14 protein-coding genes are annotated in these 17,223 nt (G+C 63.5%); 10 read left to right on the top strand and 4 right to left on the bottom strand.

The features are described 5' to 3' along the window. Window positions 1–112: 112 nt before the first annotated feature. Together gmd and fcl are read left to right on the top strand one after the other, a co-directional pair. Window positions 113–1,177: a GDP-mannose 4,6-dehydratase gene (gene gmd, locus BFL28_RS03730; protein ID WP_069319265.1), complete on the top strand. Its 1,065-nt coding sequence runs from the start codon at window positions 113–115 to the stop codon at window positions 1,175–1,177. 4 nt (window positions 1,178–1,181) lie between these two features. After that, on the top strand, window positions 1,182–2,138 hold the full coding sequence (gene fcl / locus BFL28_RS03725; protein ID WP_069319264.1) for a GDP-L-fucose synthase: 957 nt from the start codon (window positions 1,182–1,184) through the stop codon (window positions 2,136–2,138). A 21-nt stretch (window positions 2,139–2,159) separates the two neighbouring features. Here fcl and BFL28_RS03720 read toward each other — a convergent pair whose 3' ends face one another. Then, window positions 2,160–3,815, bottom strand: a complete 1,656-nt coding sequence (locus tag BFL28_RS03720) for a hypothetical protein (protein ID WP_069319263.1) — start codon at window positions 3,813–3,815, stop codon at window positions 2,160–2,162. A gap of 108 nt (window positions 3,816–3,923) precedes the next feature. On the opposite strand from BFL28_RS03720, the gene BFL28_RS03715 reads away from it, so the two are divergent. From BFL28_RS03715 to BFL28_RS03690, 6 genes are all read left to right on the top strand, one after another. Then, window positions 3,924–4,937 carry an acyltransferase family protein gene (locus tag BFL28_RS03715; protein WP_158011618.1) on the top strand — a complete coding sequence of 338 codons (1,014 nt, stop codon included), beginning with the start codon at window positions 3,924–3,926 and terminating at the stop codon, window positions 4,935–4,937. A gap of 127 nt (window positions 4,938–5,064) precedes the next feature. Beyond that, entirely contained in the window at window positions 5,065–6,387 is a 1,323-nt protein-coding gene (locus tag BFL28_RS03710; RefSeq protein WP_069319261.1) for an O-antigen ligase family protein, read from the top strand. 104 nt (window positions 6,388–6,491) lie between these two features. Continuing rightward, complete coding sequence (locus BFL28_RS03705; RefSeq protein WP_241527198.1) at window positions 6,492–7,136, top strand: polysaccharide biosynthesis/export family protein; 645 nt, start codon at window positions 6,492–6,494, stop codon at window positions 7,134–7,136. Window positions 7,137–7,146: 10 nt separating this feature from the next. Further along, on the top strand, window positions 7,147–9,360 hold the full coding sequence (locus BFL28_RS03700; protein WP_069319259.1) for a GumC family protein: 2,214 nt from the start codon (window positions 7,147–7,149) through the stop codon (window positions 9,358–9,360). 11 nt (window positions 9,361–9,371) lie between these two features. Then, a complete protein-coding gene (locus BFL28_RS03695) occupies window positions 9,372–10,592 on the top strand; it encodes a hypothetical protein (protein ID WP_069319258.1) in 1,221 nt (406 codons plus the stop codon). Then, window positions 10,589–10,999 (top strand): hypothetical protein, encoded by a 411-nt coding sequence (locus BFL28_RS03690; RefSeq protein WP_069319257.1) that lies wholly within the window; start codon window positions 10,589–10,591, stop codon window positions 10,997–10,999. The genes BFL28_RS03695 and BFL28_RS03690 overlap by 4 nt, the downstream gene beginning before the upstream one ends. A 457-nt stretch (window positions 11,000–11,456) precedes the next feature. On the opposite strand, the gene BFL28_RS03685 is transcribed toward BFL28_RS03690, so the two are convergent. Genes BFL28_RS03685 through BFL28_RS03675 form a run of 3 tightly spaced genes read right to left on the bottom strand, consistent with a single transcriptional unit; the run spans window position 11,457 to window position 14,144 of the window. Beyond that, window positions 11,457–12,434 carry an NAD(P)H-dependent glycerol-3-phosphate dehydrogenase gene (locus BFL28_RS03685; protein ID WP_069319256.1) on the bottom strand — a complete coding sequence of 326 codons (978 nt, stop codon included), beginning with the start codon at window positions 12,432–12,434 and terminating at the stop codon, window positions 11,457–11,459. Next, the gene (gene tsaD / locus BFL28_RS03680; protein WP_069319297.1) at window positions 12,431–13,456 is read right to left on the bottom strand and encodes a tRNA (adenosine(37)-N6)-threonylcarbamoyltransferase complex transferase subunit TsaD; all 1,026 of its coding nucleotides are present in this window, start codon (window positions 13,454–13,456) and stop codon (window positions 12,431–12,433) included. The genes BFL28_RS03685 and tsaD overlap by 4 nt, the downstream gene beginning before the upstream one ends. Window positions 13,457–13,472: 16 nt before the next feature. After that, window positions 13,473–14,144, bottom strand: a complete 672-nt coding sequence (locus tag BFL28_RS03675) for an MBL fold metallo-hydrolase (protein WP_069319255.1) — start codon at window positions 14,142–14,144, stop codon at window positions 13,473–13,475. 80 nt (window positions 14,145–14,224) lie between these two features. On the opposite strand from BFL28_RS03675, the gene pabB reads away from it, so the two are divergent. After that, window positions 14,225–15,988 carry an aminodeoxychorismate synthase component I gene (gene pabB, locus BFL28_RS03670; RefSeq protein WP_173655667.1) on the top strand — a complete coding sequence of 588 codons (1,764 nt, stop codon included), beginning with the start codon at window positions 14,225–14,227 and terminating at the stop codon, window positions 15,986–15,988. A 30-nt stretch (window positions 15,989–16,018) separates the two neighbouring features. Beyond that, window positions 16,019–17,218: a pyridoxal phosphate-dependent aminotransferase gene (locus tag BFL28_RS03665; protein WP_069319254.1), complete on the top strand. Its 1,200-nt coding sequence runs from the start codon at window positions 16,019–16,021 to the stop codon at window positions 17,216–17,218. The last annotated feature ends 5 nt before the right edge of the window (window positions 17,219–17,223 follow it).

Raw genomic sequence — 17,223 nt, 5'->3', positions numbered from 1 at the left:
CCTGACAGCCCACCACATGGGCTTCATGCGCGAAAATCCGGACACATACCCCATCTTGCATCGGCGGACATCATCTGAGAATGGCCCGTCAAACATCTGGAAGGCACGTTACATGACCAATAAGACTGCTCTTATCACAGGCGTGACGGGACAGGACGGTGCCTATCTTGCGGAACTGCTGCTCGAAAAGGGATATACCGTCCACGGGATCAAGCGGCGGTCCTCGTCTTTCAATACCGGACGCATCGAAGGCATCTATCAGGATCCGCACGTGGCGGATGCGAGGTTCCACCTTCACTATGGCGACCTTACGGATTCCACCAATCTCATCCGCATCGTTCAGGAAACCCAACCCGACGAGATCTACAATCTTGCCGCGCAGAGCCATGTGGCGGTGAGCTTCGAGACGCCGGAATACACGGCCAATGCCGATGGCATCGGTACGCTGCGCCTGCTCGAGGCAATCCGCATTCTCGGGATGGAAAAGGAAACCCGCTTCTACCAAGCTTCGACATCGGAACTTTATGGCCTGGTGCAGGAAGTGCCGCAGCGCGAGACGACGCCCTTCTATCCGCGCAGTCCCTATGCCGCGGCCAAGCTCTATGCCTACTGGATCGTGGTCAACTATCGTGAAGCGTATGGCATGCACGCCTCGAACGGCATCCTGTTCAACCACGAGAGTCCGCTACGCGGCGAGACGTTCGTGACGCGCAAGATCACGCGGGCGGCGGCGGCGATCAAACTGGGCCGTCAGGACAAGCTGTGGCTCGGCAATCTCGACGCCAAGCGCGACTGGGGCCATGCGCGCGAATATGTCCGCGGTATGTGGCTGATGCTGCAGCAGGCCGAGGCTGACGACTATGTACTCGCGACCGGTGAGACAACGCCGGTGCGCACCTTTGTCGAATGGGCGTTCGCCGATGTCGGCATCGCGCTGCGCTGGGAAGGCGAAGGTGAGGCCGAGAAGGGCTATTGCACCGACACGGGCCGCTGTCTGGTTGAGGTCGACCCACGCTATTTCCGTCCGACCGAAGTTGACCTGCTCATCGGCGATCCGACCAAGGCAAAGGAAAAGCTGGGGTGGGTGCACGAGACCAGCCCGCGCGACCTAGCCCGCGAGATGGTCGAGGCCGACTTGAAGATCATGCGTGATGCGCCGATCGGCAAGGGTGTTTGATCGAATGGATACTCCGACATTTGATCTGTCCGGTAAGCGCGTCTTCGTCGCGGGTCATCGCGGCATGGTCGGGTCCGCCATCGTTCGCCGCCTTGCAACGGAAGACTGCACGATCATCGCCGCGGGTCGTGATCAACTGGACTTGATGGATCAGGCGGCAGTTCGCGCGTGGTTCGCGGCCGAGCGTCCGGACGTGGTTTTCCTGGCTGCGGCCAAGGTTGGCGGCATCCTCGCGAACGATACCTATCCCGCCGATTTCCTTTACGACAACCTCATGATTGAGGCGAATGTCATCGAAGCGGCGCATCGCAGCGACGTGGCAAAACTGATGTTCCTGGGATCATCGTGCATCTATCCGAAGTTCGCCGAGCAGCCGATCGTGGAATCATCGCTGCTGACCGGATCGCTCGAGCCGACGAACGAATGGTATGCCGTTGCGAAGATTGCGGGGATCAAGCTGGCGCGAGCCTATCGCCGCCAGCATGGTCGCGACTTCATTTCGGCAATGCCGACGAACCTTTATGGTCCGGGCGACAATTTCGACCTGAAGGACAGCCATGTCCTTCCGGCCCTCATCCGCAAGGCACATCAAGCCAAGGAAGAAGGGCGTCAATCGATCGAGATCTGGGGATCGGGTTCGCCGCGTCGCGAATTCCTGCACGTCGACGATCTGGCCGATGCCTGCATCTTTCTGATGAAGCATTATTCGGCGGACGAGCACGTCAACGTAGGATCGGGTAGCGACGTGACGATCCTCGAACTCGCGGGCATGGTGTCGCGCGCGGTCGGCTTTTCAGGCGACATCGTTCGGGACGAAACCAAGCCCGATGGCACGCCGCGCAAGTTGATGAGCGCCGACCGCCTGCGGGACATGGGGTGGGAGCCTCGCATCCCGCTGGAGGAGGGAATCAAGGCGACCTATGCCTGGTTCCTGGATCACATCGATACGCTGCGAGGCTGACGCCTACGCGGCGGAAGGGGATCAGGGCTGGAACTTGACGGTGAAGCCGTCCGCCGGATCGAACCAGAGGCGTTTCGACCCGGCGGGCGGGCGAGATGACGGTAGGTCGTGCAGCTGAACACCGCCGTCATCGAACATCGCCACGTCCCGCACCACCGCATTACGCGCCCCGGCCTGCGCCCGCCGCAGGATCAGCTGACCGGAAACGGTCATAACTAATGCGAAACCTGGATTGTCGGGATTGTCGAGAAGCCCCTCGTGCGGCCCCGTCAGCCGCAGGTTCGACGAATAGACGACGCTGCCCCCCGAATATTGGATCCCAGCGCGATGGCGTTCGGTCCAACCGGTATTCTGGAGGGCAACACCGGCTGACCCGGTATTGCCAGTACATAGCACGGCATCGCCGGCATTGGCCTTGGCCAGATCAAGGCGCCATCCGGTGCCGATCGGCCCCCTGACCGTTGCGCCCGTTGCACTGTAAGCAAGGGGCGCGAGCCGAATATTGTCGCAAACGCCGCGCGCCCGGACCAACGCCGCCTCGCCTTCGACATCGCCCCCAATCATCGTCAGGCCATCGACGTTGACCAGGTCGAGGAAGGCACCCTCGTTCCCCTGCAGGACCGTATTGCTCAGCAGAACGCCAATCGTGGCCTGCAGATGGATGTTCGCGGCATCCAGCGTGTCGAAGTGAAGGGTTGTTGCCTTGCTCGTGTCGTGCCCGATGACGGCGGTTCTTTTGGCGATCAGTTGGGCATAACGATTGACATAGGCGCCACCCCAGTTGCCGTTCGATCCGGCATGGCCCAGCGTGTGGCTGTCGATCAGCAGGGCAATAGCGCTGGCGTGTTGCCGTGTCTCGGCGACTTCGATACAAGAAACATCGGCATACCAACCGCCAAACTGGAAGATGCCGACGGCGTGGGCCAGCCCCGCCATGTCGATGGTGAACCCCGTCAGTCGGCAATGGCTGGCCTCATAAAGGCGCACGGCACATTCGCCGCCTCCGATCATCTGAACGTTGGGTGCGGCTCTGTAATCCGCGCCTGCAGCGATCGGGGTAACACCAATCACCTTTCCGTCGCGGAGAGACAGGTCGAAAGCCGCGCTGTCGTCGGTCGGGCTTTTGCCGACCTCCAGCAGTGGCGTGGTCGCGATGCCGCTGCCCGACGCTTCCACGATCGCGCCGGACACCTTGCCGCCCTTAAGCTGGATCGCGAGCCGCGGCGCGACCGGCTTTCGCTGTGCGGGGTTCAGGTGCAGGGTCGTGGCCCCCGGGCCTTGGCCGACGATCGCCGACCCGTTGGTCCGCAGATCGAACAGCGGTCCCACTGCCGGCCCGAAAACCTGTGCATGGCCGATCTCGAACGTGACCGGTTTACCGCCGTCGTGGACCGTTGTCTCCAAGCGATAGCGCCGCCCCCCCGGCAGCAGGACGATCCCGCCGGTCGACGGCAACGAAGCGACGGCGGCGCGGATGGCCGCCGCATCATCCGCGACGCCGTCGCCGCGCGCTAGGAACGGCGCGCGCGTGACATCGACTGATGGGTGATCGTCCGCGTCGGTCGGCCGGGCGGCTGCACCAGACGACAGTGCGAATGCGGAGAGCGCGGTGCCACCCGCTGCGGCCAGGCCGCGACGGGTAAGGCCGGCAGATGGGGAACTGGAGGAAAGAGCCATCGTGTCAATCTAGGTCCGGCAGCCATGAGCGGCAACTATGTCAGTCCTTGCTACGGGTGTGAGCGGAAGCGATGGCCGTTCCTTGCCGATCTGATATGCGGTGTGCCCATGTCGACCAGATCAAACCCACGCTTGGCCCATATTCCTGGACTGGACGGGCTTCGCGGCTTTGCGGCGCTGTGCGTGCTGCTGAGCCATGGTTTGTCGACCTATACCGCCCAGCGCTTGCACGAAGGCCTAGGCCAGATGGGTGTCGCGTTATTCTTCCTGCTGAGCGCCTATCTGCTGACGAGGTTGTGGGGAGGCGCTGCCTTCAATCGCGCGAGCGTCGCCACCTATCTCGTCCACCGAGCCGCACGCGTACTGCCGTTGTTCTGGTTGTCTGTGCCGGTCTATGTCGCATTGTATCGCGAGACCTATTGGAACGGCGCGGTCTGCGCCGCGGCAATTTCCTGTGCCTGGTCGCTTTGGACAATCCCGGTTGAACTGCAATTCTATGCCATCTTCCTGGTCCTGTGGCGCGACATGCAGGCCGGTAGGCCAGCGAGGGGTTTGGTCTGGTGCTTTGTCACCGTCACGGCGATTGGGATCGCCATGTTCGCCACCGATGTTGATAATATACGCTTCCCGATGTGGGCACATTTCTTTTTCATTGGATCCGCGATTGCGCTCTGGTTTCCGGCCGATCCGTCCGAGCGGTGGAACAGGTCGTTGAGTATTACGTCAATCTTATTCTTCCTGCTCTCGATACCTGGATTAAGAATCGAGAACAGCTTGCCAACGTTTGAAAACAATCTGGATCCGCTGGTGATCGTATCGGTAATCCTGTTGTTCACTGCGACCCTCCGCTGCCGCCTCCTCACGATGTGGTTCGAGCGCCCGTGGGCGCGAGCGGCGGGGCGGATTTCCTTCGGCGTCTATATCATCCACTGGCCGGTGCTGATCGTTATCGAGCGGACCGGACTGACAGGAGGGACGGCCTTGCTGCTTTACGGCATGATGTCGATCGGCCTAGCGGTGGCATCGGTCCGCTTTGTGGAGGAGCCTGCTAAAATGATGATCAACCGAATTGCCCGTGCCTTCCCGCCCCTTCGTGCAGGGCATGCAGCTATCCGCTCGTGAGTTGGAAATGAGCTGGGTTCATCTTTAAGGCCGTTGAGCTTCCGTTTCCCTGCATGTTCAATTAAGAGGCGTGCGGATGCGCATTTACGCAATTCTAGGTTTACGGAACCGCCCGAGCCTCCCGCTGATGCTGCTGGCAATGTTCCTGACGGTCCTGCTGGTCGCGGGCGGCGCGTCGCGAGGGGACGTCATGGGGCAGATCGTCGTGCGAGCGAGCGCGTGGTGCGCCATCGTCATTATGGTTCTGTTCGGTGCTCGCCCATCCTGGCGGGATGCGGGCCCGGTTCCATGGTTCTTGGCAGCGATGGCGAGTCTGATCCTACTGCAGCTTATCCCATTGCCGCCTGCGCTGTGGCAGCTGTTGCCCGGACATCAGTCGGTTGCCGAAGCCGGCGCATTGACTGGGGAGGCGCAAACCTGGCGTCCCCTTTCCATGGTTCCATCATCGAGCTGGAACGCGCTTTGGTCGCTCGTCGTGCCTGCAGCTGCACTCATGCTGTGGGCCGGATTGCAGGACGAAGAGCGGGCGCGCCTGCCAGGCCTGCTGACTATCGTGATCGCGCTGTCCGCCCTGATCGGCCTGATGCAGGCTTCGGGTGCAGGCCTTGCCAACCCCTTTATCAATGAAACAGCCTGGGACATCCGAGGAACATTAGCCAACCGGAACCATTTTGCGGTCCTGCTCGCCCTCGGCTGCCTGATCGCATTCGTCTGGGGCTTCGCCGACCGGAGACGGCGCGGTTGGCGAGGGGGCGTCGCAATTGGGCTGCTGCTGATCTTCGTGCTGCTGATCCTCGGGACCGGGTCGCGTGCGGGGCTGCTTGTCGGCGTGCTGGCCCTGGGGTTCGTGCTCGCCTCCGCAGGGCGGTGGTTCCGGAACGCGCCGCGATGGTTGCTGCCAGCGGCGATCGCAACTCTCATTCTCGTAGTGCTCGTCGCGCTGGTAGCGGGGCGAGCGATGTCGGTCGATCGGGCATTCGCGATCGATCTTGGGCAGGACATGCGAACGAGGAGCTTGCCCTGGGTCATGGCGATGATTGCCCAGTATTTCCCCTTTGGATCGGGGCTTGGGGCGTTCGAACCGACGTTTCGGATGGTCGAGCCCTTTGACATGCTCAAGCCGACCTATTTTAATCATGCGCATAACGATTTTCTGGAGGTCGCACAGACCGCGGGATTGCCCGGCCTGCTCCTACTACTTGCGGTCCTCGTGTGGATGATCTTCGCTTCCGTTAATGTCTGGCGCACGGCCCAGCCATCCGAGCGCGATGTGGCTCTTGGGCGGCTCGGCTCGGCGATGCTGTTGTTGATCTTCGTCGCGAGTATATTCGATTATCCCGCCCGCTCGCCGCTGATGATGACGATGATCGTTATTGCCGCCTTGTGGCTTGATAACGGCCGCAAAGCTGGCGGAACTGCGGGTTTACCCGGTGCTGGGCTGCATCTATAGCCGCCCGGGTCCTCTTTATCGGAAACATCTCTAAGCGCATGCGTAATTTCTGCACCGCCCTGCTCGTCATGATTGCCGTCACGGGCTGCGCCCGCCGAGAGCCTTTGGTTTCGACTGACCGGCTGACGGTCGTCTCGGATGCGTCGGCATTGCCTGCCCCCAATCGTCAGGACCTGACCGCCGCCGATCGGCCTGCACTGATCGGGCCGTTGGATACGATCCAGGTCGATGTCTTCAACGTTCCCGACCTCAGTCGCGAGATGCAGGTTGACGCCAGTGGTCGCATCGCCATGCCGCTGGTTGGGACGGTCGATGCGCGTGGCAAGACCGCACAGGAGTTGGCCGCAGCGGTGGAGACCGCGCTGCGCGGTCGTTATGTCCGCAATCCAGAGGTAACCGTTAACATCAAGAGCTCGGTCAGCCAGGTTGTGACGATCGACGGTCAGGTGGTCGAACCGGGACTGTACCCGGTCACTAATCAGATGACGCTGCTGCGCGCGATTGCTTCGGCCAAGGGCATGAACGAGTTTGCTCGCACGGAGGAAGTGGTCATCCTGCGCACCGTGGAGGGGCGCAAGATGGCCGGTCTCTACAATATCGAAGCGATCCGCCGGGGGGCTTATGACGATCCGCCGATCTATGCCAATGATGTCATCGTAGTCGGGGACTCGCCGCAGCGTCGCCTATTCCGTGACTTCGTGTCGGTAGCGCCTTTGCTTGCCGCACCGCTAATCGCCGTTCTGCAGTAAGGCCAAGTTCATGAACCTGATCTCGTCTAACCTGGTCGGTCCTGCTGCTTTTGCACCGCCGCCGCCCGCAACGGTATCGCCGGCACCGGCTGATCGCCCGTCGATCATTCGACAATATCTGCGCATTGCAACGCGTTGGCGGTGGGTAATCATTGGAGCGACGGTCGCATGTGTGCTGCTAGGACTGGTCGCGACCTTGCTGATGACGCCGAAATATACGGCGACAGCCACGGTCGAAATCGCGCGTGAGGCAAACAAGGTTGCCGGGTTCCAAGGTGTCGAACGCGAGACTACATCGTTCGATCAGGAGTTTTATCAGACTCAGTATGGGTTATTGAAGTCCCGGGCATTGTCTGAGCGGGTCGCAGCACAGCTACGTCTTGTGGATGATCCCAAGTTCTATCAATTATTCAATGTCGCAAGCGAGCACCCTGCCTTTCGCCTTGCGAACGGCCGCTATCCGACGTCGGGCCGTGCCGAGCGTCAACGGATCGCTGGGGCAATCTTGCGGCAGAACGTGTCGATAAGTCCGACCCGTCTTTCACGTTTGGTTGACATCAGTTTTACCAGTGCTGACCCCGGCTTCTCGGCCCGTATTGCCAATGCATGGGCGGACAACTTCATTCAGACTAACCTTGAGCGAAAGCTTCAGGCGACTTCTTACGGTCGTAATCTCCTCCAGCGTCAGCTTGCGCTGCAGAAGGAGCGTCTCGATGATAGCCAACGGCAACTGGTCGACTATGCGTCAGCACAGCAGATCATCAATTTGCCGGCGCAGGGCGGGGGTACCGGCGGCCCCACGACCGTCGAGCGCTCGATCGTGGCCGATGATCTTGCCGCGCTCAATGCTGCGCTCGCACAGGCTACTGCCGCGCGTATCCAAGCAGAGGCGCGTGCGCAACAAGATGGGCGAGCCGGTGCATCAGTCGAGGCGTTGCGAAACCAAGCCATTAATAGTCTTCGTCAGCGTCGCGCGGAACTTGCCGCCGAATATCAGCGGCTGATGGTTCAGTTCGAGCCTGGCTATCCGGCCGCGCAGGCAATTCAGAATCAGATCGACCAACTTGATCGGTCGATTGCCCGAGAAGAGGCGCGCGTTTTGGGCTCGGTGCAGGCGGATCACCGCGAAGCCGTGCAGCGCGAGAATGCACTGCAGGCCCGGGTCAATCAGCTCAAGGCCAGCTATCTCGATGACCGTCGGCGTAGCATCCAGTATAACATCTACCAGCAAGAGGTGGATACCAACCGTGCCCTGTATGACGGCCTGCTTCAGCGCTATAAGGAAGTCGGTGTCGCGGGGGGCGTTGGCGTCAATAACATATCGGTGGTTGATGGGGCTGACGTGCCGCAGCGTCCGTCAAGCCCACGGTTGTTCTTGAATCTTCTTATCGCTCTCCTTGCTGGCCTCGGTTTGGGCGCGCTCATCGCCTTCGCGCTCGAGCAGATGGACGAGGCGATTGCCGATCCGGCGGAGGTCGAGCGGCGGCTCGGCCTGCCGCTGCTGGGATCGGTACCGAAGGTTGCTGACGGCACTTCGCCGCGCCAAGAGTTGCTCGACCGCAAGTCGGACCTGGTCGACGCGTATTTGGCGATCAATACCAACCTAGGCTTCACGACCGAGCATGGCGTGCCGCGGTCCTTGTCGGTCACATCGACTCGGCCGGCAGAGGGCAAGTCGACGACTGCGCTCGCGCTGGCAACGATGCTGGCACGCGCCGGCAAGCGCACTATCCTGGTCGATGGCGATATGCGCTCGCCTTCGGTCCATCATCTGGGCGGTGTCGACCACGAAAAGGGCCTAAGCAACTTCCTGGCCGGCGACGACAATATCGACACGCTGACCTTTCCGATGAGCGACCTCGGCTTCGTCGCGATGTCAGCCGGGCCGATCCCGCCCAATGCGGCGGAATTGCTGACTGGCAATCGTCTGAGCGTCTTGCTCGACCGACTGCTTGAGTGCTTTGACCATGTGGTGATCGATAGCCCGCCGGTCATGGGTCTCGCCGACGCGCCGCTAATCGCGAGTCGGGTCGAGGGCGTCGTTTACGCTGTTGAATCGCACGGCATCCGCTCGAGCCTTGTCAAAACCGCGCTCGGCCGCCTTGCCGCCGCGAACGCCCGCATTTTCGGCGGCGTGCTCACCAAATTCGAGGCGCGCAAGGCCCATTACGGGTATGGCTATGAATATGGCTATGGCTATGGCCGCAAGGACGCGAAGGCATAAGCGGCCGGCCGATGTCGTTTCGTCGGGATCTGGCGCGTCGCTCGCCGAAGGAGTGGGCTGTTCGGCTCGCGCTCGCCGCCGTGGTTGTGGTGCTTGGATATTACAGCCTGACCTTCACCCTTGCGCAGGCGGTAGTGAAGCGGGACCCAAGGCTGGCTTACCGGCTTGCCCCTTATGACGGGCGGATCACCGCGGCCTACGCAACATCGCTGGCCGGGCCTGATGCAACGCCGAAGGATCGTGCCCGCGCTGATGTGCTGGCGAAGCGCGCCTTGCAACAGGACCCGACGGCAGTCGCAGCTGCTGCCACGCTGGGAGTGAATGCGGCCATTCGCAACGATCAGGCCGCAGCACGGCGCTATTTCGCCTATGCGCAGAAGCTGTCACGGCGCGATCTCCGCACGCAACTGTTCATGATCGAGGATGCGGTCCAGCGCAACGATATCCCCGGAGCGCTGCACCAGTATGACATCACACTCCGCGTTTTTCCCAACATGGCTGATATGCTCTATCCGGTACTCGCGTCGGCGAGCGGCGATCCGGATATCCGGCGCGAGCTGGTCAAGACGCTTGCCGGCAAACCGATGTGGAGCGAGGGCTTCGTCAATTACCTTGCAGGTAACGGACCGGATCCCAAGTCAACCGCGATACTGTTCCTCGCGCTGCGCCGTGCCGGTGTCGTGGTCCCGGAGACTGCGCAAGCCGGGGCCGTCAACGCGTTGATCGCGGGCGGCCAGACCGACGCCGCCTGGTCCTACTACGCATCGATCCGGCTTGGCGCCGAGCGGCGCCGCTCACGCGACCCGCGCTTTACCGCAATTTGGGAGACGCCATCGCAGCTGGACTGGACCCCGATCAACGACGGATCGGGCCTCACAACCAGTATCCAAGGCGGCATTTTTGATTTCGCCGCTCCGGCCAGTGTTGGCGGACCGATGTTGCAGCAGCTGCAGTTGCTGCCGCCCGGCCGCTATCGCCTGACCGGGCACAGTGTCGGGGTCGAACAGACGGCGAGTGCCCTGCCCTACTGGACGCTACGCTGTCAGAACGGTCGCGAACTTGGGCGGGTCGAAGTGCCGAACTCAAATGTTGCAAATGGCAATTTCAGCGGCATGTTCGCCGTCCCGGCAGACTGTCCCGTGCAGACCCTCGTCCTAACGGCGCGCGCGTCCGATGCGATCGCGGGGCTTTCGGGGCAGTTGGACCGCGTTGAACTGGCGCCTGCGCGATGAAGGTAAGGATCTTGCGCATTCCGATCCTGCTCAGCCTCGCCTATTCGCTGGCGAACATGCCCGCGGTTGCGCAAGCGAGCGCACCGCAAAGCACATCATCGGCCGCCGATAACCAGGACGGGGAACAGCCGGTGACCCAGCAGCGGCCGCAGACCCCGATCGAGACAAACCCAAGCGGCCGCACCGCGCGCTCCTCGGTCGGGCAAGTCGGTCAGCGCCAGACCCGGGATACTGCGGCTGACCAAGCCGGTATCAAGCCGATGGCCCGGATTGCGAGCCGGGTTCAGAACCGGGTGCAAAATCGTATTCGAAACCGGATCGATCGCTATTACAGTCCCCAGGCGAACGCGACCGACCCCTTTGCCGTTGCGGGGCAACAGGCCCGCAAGGTCAGCCGTCCGCGCTGATCTGCATGGGATCGCCGATCTGTCCGATCCAGAGGCTGCCGTCGCTCATCTGAGTCTGACATCACCCCCAAAGCGACGTGGTTCGGAAAAACCCCCGTCCTCGGTCCTCCGCCCGGATAACTATGGCCCCGCCCTTTGCTCGGATGCGCCCGCCGATGAGCATCGATGTCCGAGCTAAACGCTATCCAACATCAAGGTAAATCTGCCGCCACGTCCCATCGGCTACGATTCCAATCGAACCAATCAAACGCAGCCAGACTCAATATGCCTTGTTGCAATTTGCAACATGTAGTAGAGTGTTTACGGAAGCAGAAGAGGCGACTTTTTCTGGTCGTGACTAATCTGTAACTAAGCTCGAACAAATCTATACTCCGAGCCAACTTTTCAGAGCCTCTGACTCCTTCGATCAAGGTTCGAATCCTTGTGGGGCATCCATTTCCCTGAAATCGCCAACCGGCTAGACCGCCTCGCCCCGTAGCGGCCGCGCGAGTAGGGAGCGCACCACCGCGTCCACCGGCGCGCCTTCCAGCAGGGCACATACCGCCGCCGTCACGGGCATCTCCACGCCGGCCGCTGCCGCCGCCTCGCGCAGCACCGGTGCCGTGGCCGCGCCTTCGGCAACCGTGCGCCGGTCGGCCAGCAATTCCGCCGCCGGCCTGCCCTGTCCCAGTCCCACGCCCAGCGAAAAGTTGCGCGAATTGGTCGACGAGCAGGTGAGCACCAGATCGCCCAGCCCGGACAGCCCCGCCAGCGTCTCGGGCCGGCCGCCGCGTGCTACGCCGAACCGCGTCATCTCGGCAAAGCCGCGCGCGATCAGCGCCGCACGCGCATTGAGCCCCAGCCCCGCGCCCTCGACCACGCCGCAGGCGATCGCCAGCACGTTCTTGACTGCCCCGCCGATCTCCGCCCCCGTCACGTCGGACGAGCCATAGGTGCGAAAGGCCGGCCCGGCGAGCCGCTCGGCCAACGCGTTGCGCAGGCCATCATCCTCGCACGCCAGCGTCACCGCAGTCGGCAGGCCCTTGGCCACCTCATGCGCAAAGGTGGGTCCTGACAGCACGGCAACTGGCGCTTGTGGATGCAGTTCGCGCGCAATCTCCGCGACCAGCTTGCGCGTCCCCGCCTCTATCCCCTTCGCACACAGCACCAGCGGCCGTGCGCCGACCGCCAACTGGGTCAGCACACCGCGCAGGAACTGCGCCGGCACCACGACCAGCAGCGCTTCGCATTCGTCCAGGTCATCCAGCACGTTTGTCGCGCGGATCGCCGGCGACAGCGCTACGCCAGCCAGGAAGGCGCGGTTCTCATGTGCTGAATTGACCGACTCGACCACCTCGGGCTCGCGCGCCCACAGCTTCACTGGCGTATCGCCGCGCGCAGCCACCTGAGCCAGTGCCGTGCCCCACGCCCCGCCGCCTAAAACGCCGATCTTCATGCCTTCACCCCCGCCCCGCGCACCTTTTCCGCATCCGGGTCGAGCGGCCAGCGTGGCCGTGCCGGCATGTCGAGCGGATCGCTCAATCCGGCGGCGAAGCGCTCCGCTCCCGCCCAGCCGATCATGGCGGCATTGTCGGTGCAAAGCCAAAGCGGCGGCGCAACGAAGCGCAGGCCCTGCTCGCCCGCCAATCGTTCGAGCGCTCCGCGAACCGCACCATTGGCCGCGACGCCGCCCGCGACGACCAGGGCGGTCGCGCCTGCCGCCTTGCCCAGCGCGATCCGCGTGCGATCGACCAGGCAATCGACCACCGCCTGCTGGAACGAGGCGGCGAGATCGGCCACCGCATACTTGCCGGCCTTGCGCGCCACATCGCTCTTCAACCCGGCGAACGAGAAATGCGGCTCGCCCGATCCCACCAGCGGGCGCGGCAGCGGCACGGCGAACGGGTCACCGTCGCGCGCCACGCGCTCCACCGCCGGCCCACCGGGAAAACCGAGGCCAAGCAGCGTGGCGGTCTTGTCGAACGCCTCCCCCGCCGCATCGTCGATTGTCGTCGCCAAGCGTCTGTAACGCCCCACGCCCTCAACCAGCAGCAGCTGGCAATGCCCGCCGGACACCAGCAGCAACAGATAGGGAAAGGCAAGATCAGGGTCAGCCAGCCGCGGCGAAAGCGCATGGCCTTCCAAATGATTGACGGCGACCAGCGGCTTGCCGGCAGCATGCGCCAGCGCCTTGCCGGTCACCAGGCCCACCATCACGCCGCCGATCAGTCCCGGCCCGGCGGTGGCGGCGATTGCATCGACCTCGTTCAGCGTGACGCCAGCTTCGGTCAACACTGCCTCCACCAGCGGCGCCAGCACCTCGACATGCGCGCGCGCGGCGATCTCGGGCACCACGCCGCCAAATGGACGATGCGCTTCTTCCTGCGTCGCCAGTTTATGGGCCAAGACCTCGCGCCGATCGCTTACCAAGGCGGCGGCGGTCTCGTCGCAGCTCGATTCAAGACCCAGGATCAGCATGACAGGCTCATCAGCATCAGGCGCGTGCCAGCACCGCATCCGCGACGAACGGATTGCTGCGCCGCTCTTGCGCGAAGGTACTGGGCTGGCCGTGGCCCGGCACGAACACCGTCTCGCCGCCCAGCGGCCAAAGCTTGCCAGTGATCGCGTCGATCAGATCCTGGTGATTGCCCATCGGGAAGTCGGTGCGACCGATCGATCCCTGGAAAATCACGTCGCCGACGATCGCCAGTTGCGACGGCGCATGATGGAAAACGACATGACCCGGCGTGTGACCGGGGCAATGATACACGTCGAGCGTCAGCTTGCCGACACTTACCGTATCGCCATCGACCAGCCAGCGATCCGGCTCGAACACGCGGCCGTCGATGCCATAGCTGCGACCGTCATCCTCCAGCCGGCTGATCCAGAACCGGTCCGCCTCGTGCGGCCCCTCGATCGGCACGCCCAATTGCCTGGCCAGCGTGCCGGCCTGCCCGCAATGGTCGATATGGCCGTGCGTGATCAGCAATTTCTCGACCGTGACGCCATGCTGCTTCGCCGCGGCCTTCAGGCGATCGAGGTCGCCGCCCGGATCGGTGAAGGCGCCGCGCATGGTCTCAGTGCACCAGATCAGCGTGCTGTTCTGCTGAAGCGGCGTCACCGGCACGATCGCGGCGCGCAGCGGGGGATTGTTAGCGTCGGTCATCGCTTGTGGAGATAGGCGGCGGACAAGTTCGCGGCAACAGAGGGTTGCGGAGCCGCGCGCAGGATTGCATGCCCCTGCCGATGCGCGCCGACGCCCCTTTCGTGCTGCTCGACGATGCCCGGTCCGGCGGCGTCGATGCGCATCTCTATTCGCGGCCGGTGCGGACCGTCGTCGCGCGCAATACCGCGCAGGTGCGTCCCGCATTGGCTGCGCTCGATGCGGCGCGTGCCGAGGGCCTGCATGCCGCGGGCTACATTGCCTATGAAACCGGACATGCGCTGGAGGCAAAGCTCGCTGCGCCACGCGGCGATGGGCCGCTGCTGTGGTTCGGGCTGTTCGAAGGCGTCGAGCGTATCCCGGCTACACACGTCGCGGCCCGGCTACCCGATCCGGCCGGCGCGTGGCTAGGCCGACCCCGTCCCGGCATCTCGCGCAAAGCTTATGACGAGGCGTTTTCGCGCGTGCACGAATGGATCGAGGCCGGCGACATCTACCAGGCCAACCTCACGTTTCGCGCCGCGGTCACGCTGCTCGGCGATCCGCTTGCCGCCTATGCCGCCGTTCGGCAGCGCGCGGCGGCAGGTTATGGTGGCATCGTCTGGACCGGCACCGATTGGCTGCTGTCCTTCTCGCCCGAACTGTTCTTCGCGTTGCGCGACGGGCAACTGATCGCGCGGCCCATGAAGGGAACCACGGCGCGCGGGGCGACGCCGGAGGAAGACTCGCTCGCCCGGGCGCAACTCGCCACGGATGCCAAGCAGCGCGCCGAGAATCTGATGATCGTCGACTTGATGCGCAACGACCTGGCGCGCATCGCGGCGCCCGGCAGCGTGCACGTGCCTCACCTGTTCAAGGTCGAAACCTACCCCACGCTGCACACCATGGTTTCGACCGTTGCGGCAAGGGTCGCGCCCGGCACGGGCATCGGCGACCTCCTTGCGGCTACCTTTCCCTGCGGCTCGGTCACCGGGGCGCCCAAAATCCGCGCGATGCAGGTGATCGAGGCGGTCGAGCCGGATACGCGCGGCGCTTATACGGGCTCGATCGGTCGCATCGATCCGGATGGCGACGCCGCCTTCAACGTCGCGATACGGACGCTGCATCTGCGATCGGACTCGCAGACGGCGACGCTGGGTTTGGGTTCGGGCGTTGTCGCCGATTCGACCGCTGGCGAGGAGTGGGACGAATGCCTCGCCAAGGGCGCGTTCCTTCGCCGCGGACAGCGACCGTTCGACTTGATCGAGACCATGCGCTTCGATCCGGCCGACGGCATTGCGTTGCTCGAACGCCATCTCGCGCGGATGAAGGCGAGTGCCGGCGTGTTCGGCTTCGCCTTCGATCGCCATGCCGCGCGCAACGAACTGCAGGCGGCAACCTTCCGGCTGCATGGGCCGGCGCGTATCCGGCTGCTCCTGTCGGCGCAGGGCAATATCGCCATCGGCACCGCGCCGCTGCCGCCCGCCCCCTCGTCACCCGTCCACGTCGCGATCCGTTCGCGCGAAGTTGCGCCGCGCGACTTTCGGCTGGCTCACAAGACGACCGACCGGCGCCTCTATCCGCGCAGCGCCGGCGCGTTCGAGACGCTGTACATCGATGCCGACGGCTGGCTGACGGAGGGCAGCTTCACCTCGATCTTCGTCCGCCGCGATGGCATGCTGCTGACACCGCCGCTCGCGCGCGGCATCCTTCCGGGGATCCTGCGGGCCGAGCTGATCGCGAGCGGGCAGGCGATCGAGGCAGACCTCACACCCGCCGATCTCGCGGACGGCTTCTTCATCGGCAATTCGGTTCGCGGACTGGTTGCCGCTGTTACGGTTGCGGAAGAGGCGATGGCGGACCTATAGGGCGCGCATTCCCTCCATACAGGACCTGTCATGCAGACCTCCGCCGCGCTCAACCGTATCCAGCCGTCCGCCACGCTCGCCATGACGAGCCGGGTCCTGGACCTGAAACGGCAGGGCATCGACGTGATCGGCCTGGGCGCTGGCGAGCCCGATTTCGACACGCCCGACTTCGTCAAGGAAGCGGCGATCGAAGCGATCCGCAAGGGCGCGACCAAATACACGAACGTCGACGGCACCGCCGAGCTCAAGGCGGCGATCGTCGCCAAGTTCGCGCGCGAGAACGGCCTCACCTATGCCGAAAACCAGATCAGCGTGAATTCCGGCGGCAAGCACACGCTGTTCAACGCCTTTTGTGCGACCATCGATGCCGGCGATGAAGTGATCGTGCCCGCACCCTATTGGGTCAGCTATCCCGATGTGGTCGAGTTCGCCGGGGGTAAGCCGGTCTTCATCTCGGCCGGTGCGGAGCAAGGTTACAAGATCAAGCCCGAACAGCTGGAAGCGGCCATCACCGCAAAGACCAAGTGGGTCGTGCTGAACTCGCCGTCCAACCCCACGGGCGCCGCCTACAGCGCGGACGAATTGCGCGCGCTCGGCCAGGTGCTCGAACGCCATCCGCACGTGCTGATCTATGCCGACGATATGTACGAGCATATCCTGTACGATGGCTTTGAATTCGCGACGATCGCACAGGTCTGCCCGTCGCTGATCGATCGCACGCTGACCGCGAACGGTGTGTCGAAGGCTTACGCCATGACCGGCTGGCGCATCGGCTATGCCGGCGGGCCGCAATGGCTGATCAAGGCGATGGGCAAGCTGCAGTCGCAGTCGACGTCGAACCCGTGCAGCATCAGCCAGGCCGCCTCGGTCGCGGCGCTGAACGGCGACCAAAGCTTCCTCAAGGATCGCGCCGCCGCCTTCCAGAAGCGCCGCGACTTGGTCGTCGGCATGCTCAACGAGATCGAGGGCATGAACTGCCCAACACCCGAAGGCGCATTCTATGTCTATCCCGAGTTCAGCGCGCTGATCGGCAAGACGACGCCAAAGGGCGTGGTGATCGACACGGACGAGACGATGATCGGCTATCTGCTCGACGAGGCGAAGGTCGCGGCCGTGCATGGCGCGGCGTTCGGCTTCTCGCCCGCGCTGCGCATCAGCTATGCGACGAGCGAGTCGATCCTGACCGAGGCATGCAGCCGCATTCAGCAAGCCTGCAAGGCGCTGCGCTGAGCGCG

Source organism: Sphingomonas turrisvirgatae (assembly GCF_001721295.1).
In the GTDB taxonomy this organism is placed as follows: Bacteria; Pseudomonadota; Alphaproteobacteria; order Sphingomonadales; family Sphingomonadaceae; genus Sphingomonas; species Sphingomonas turrisvirgatae.
The sequence above is the reverse complement of the archived record's forward strand: the minus strand, read 5'-3'. Positions and strand labels throughout refer to the sequence as shown.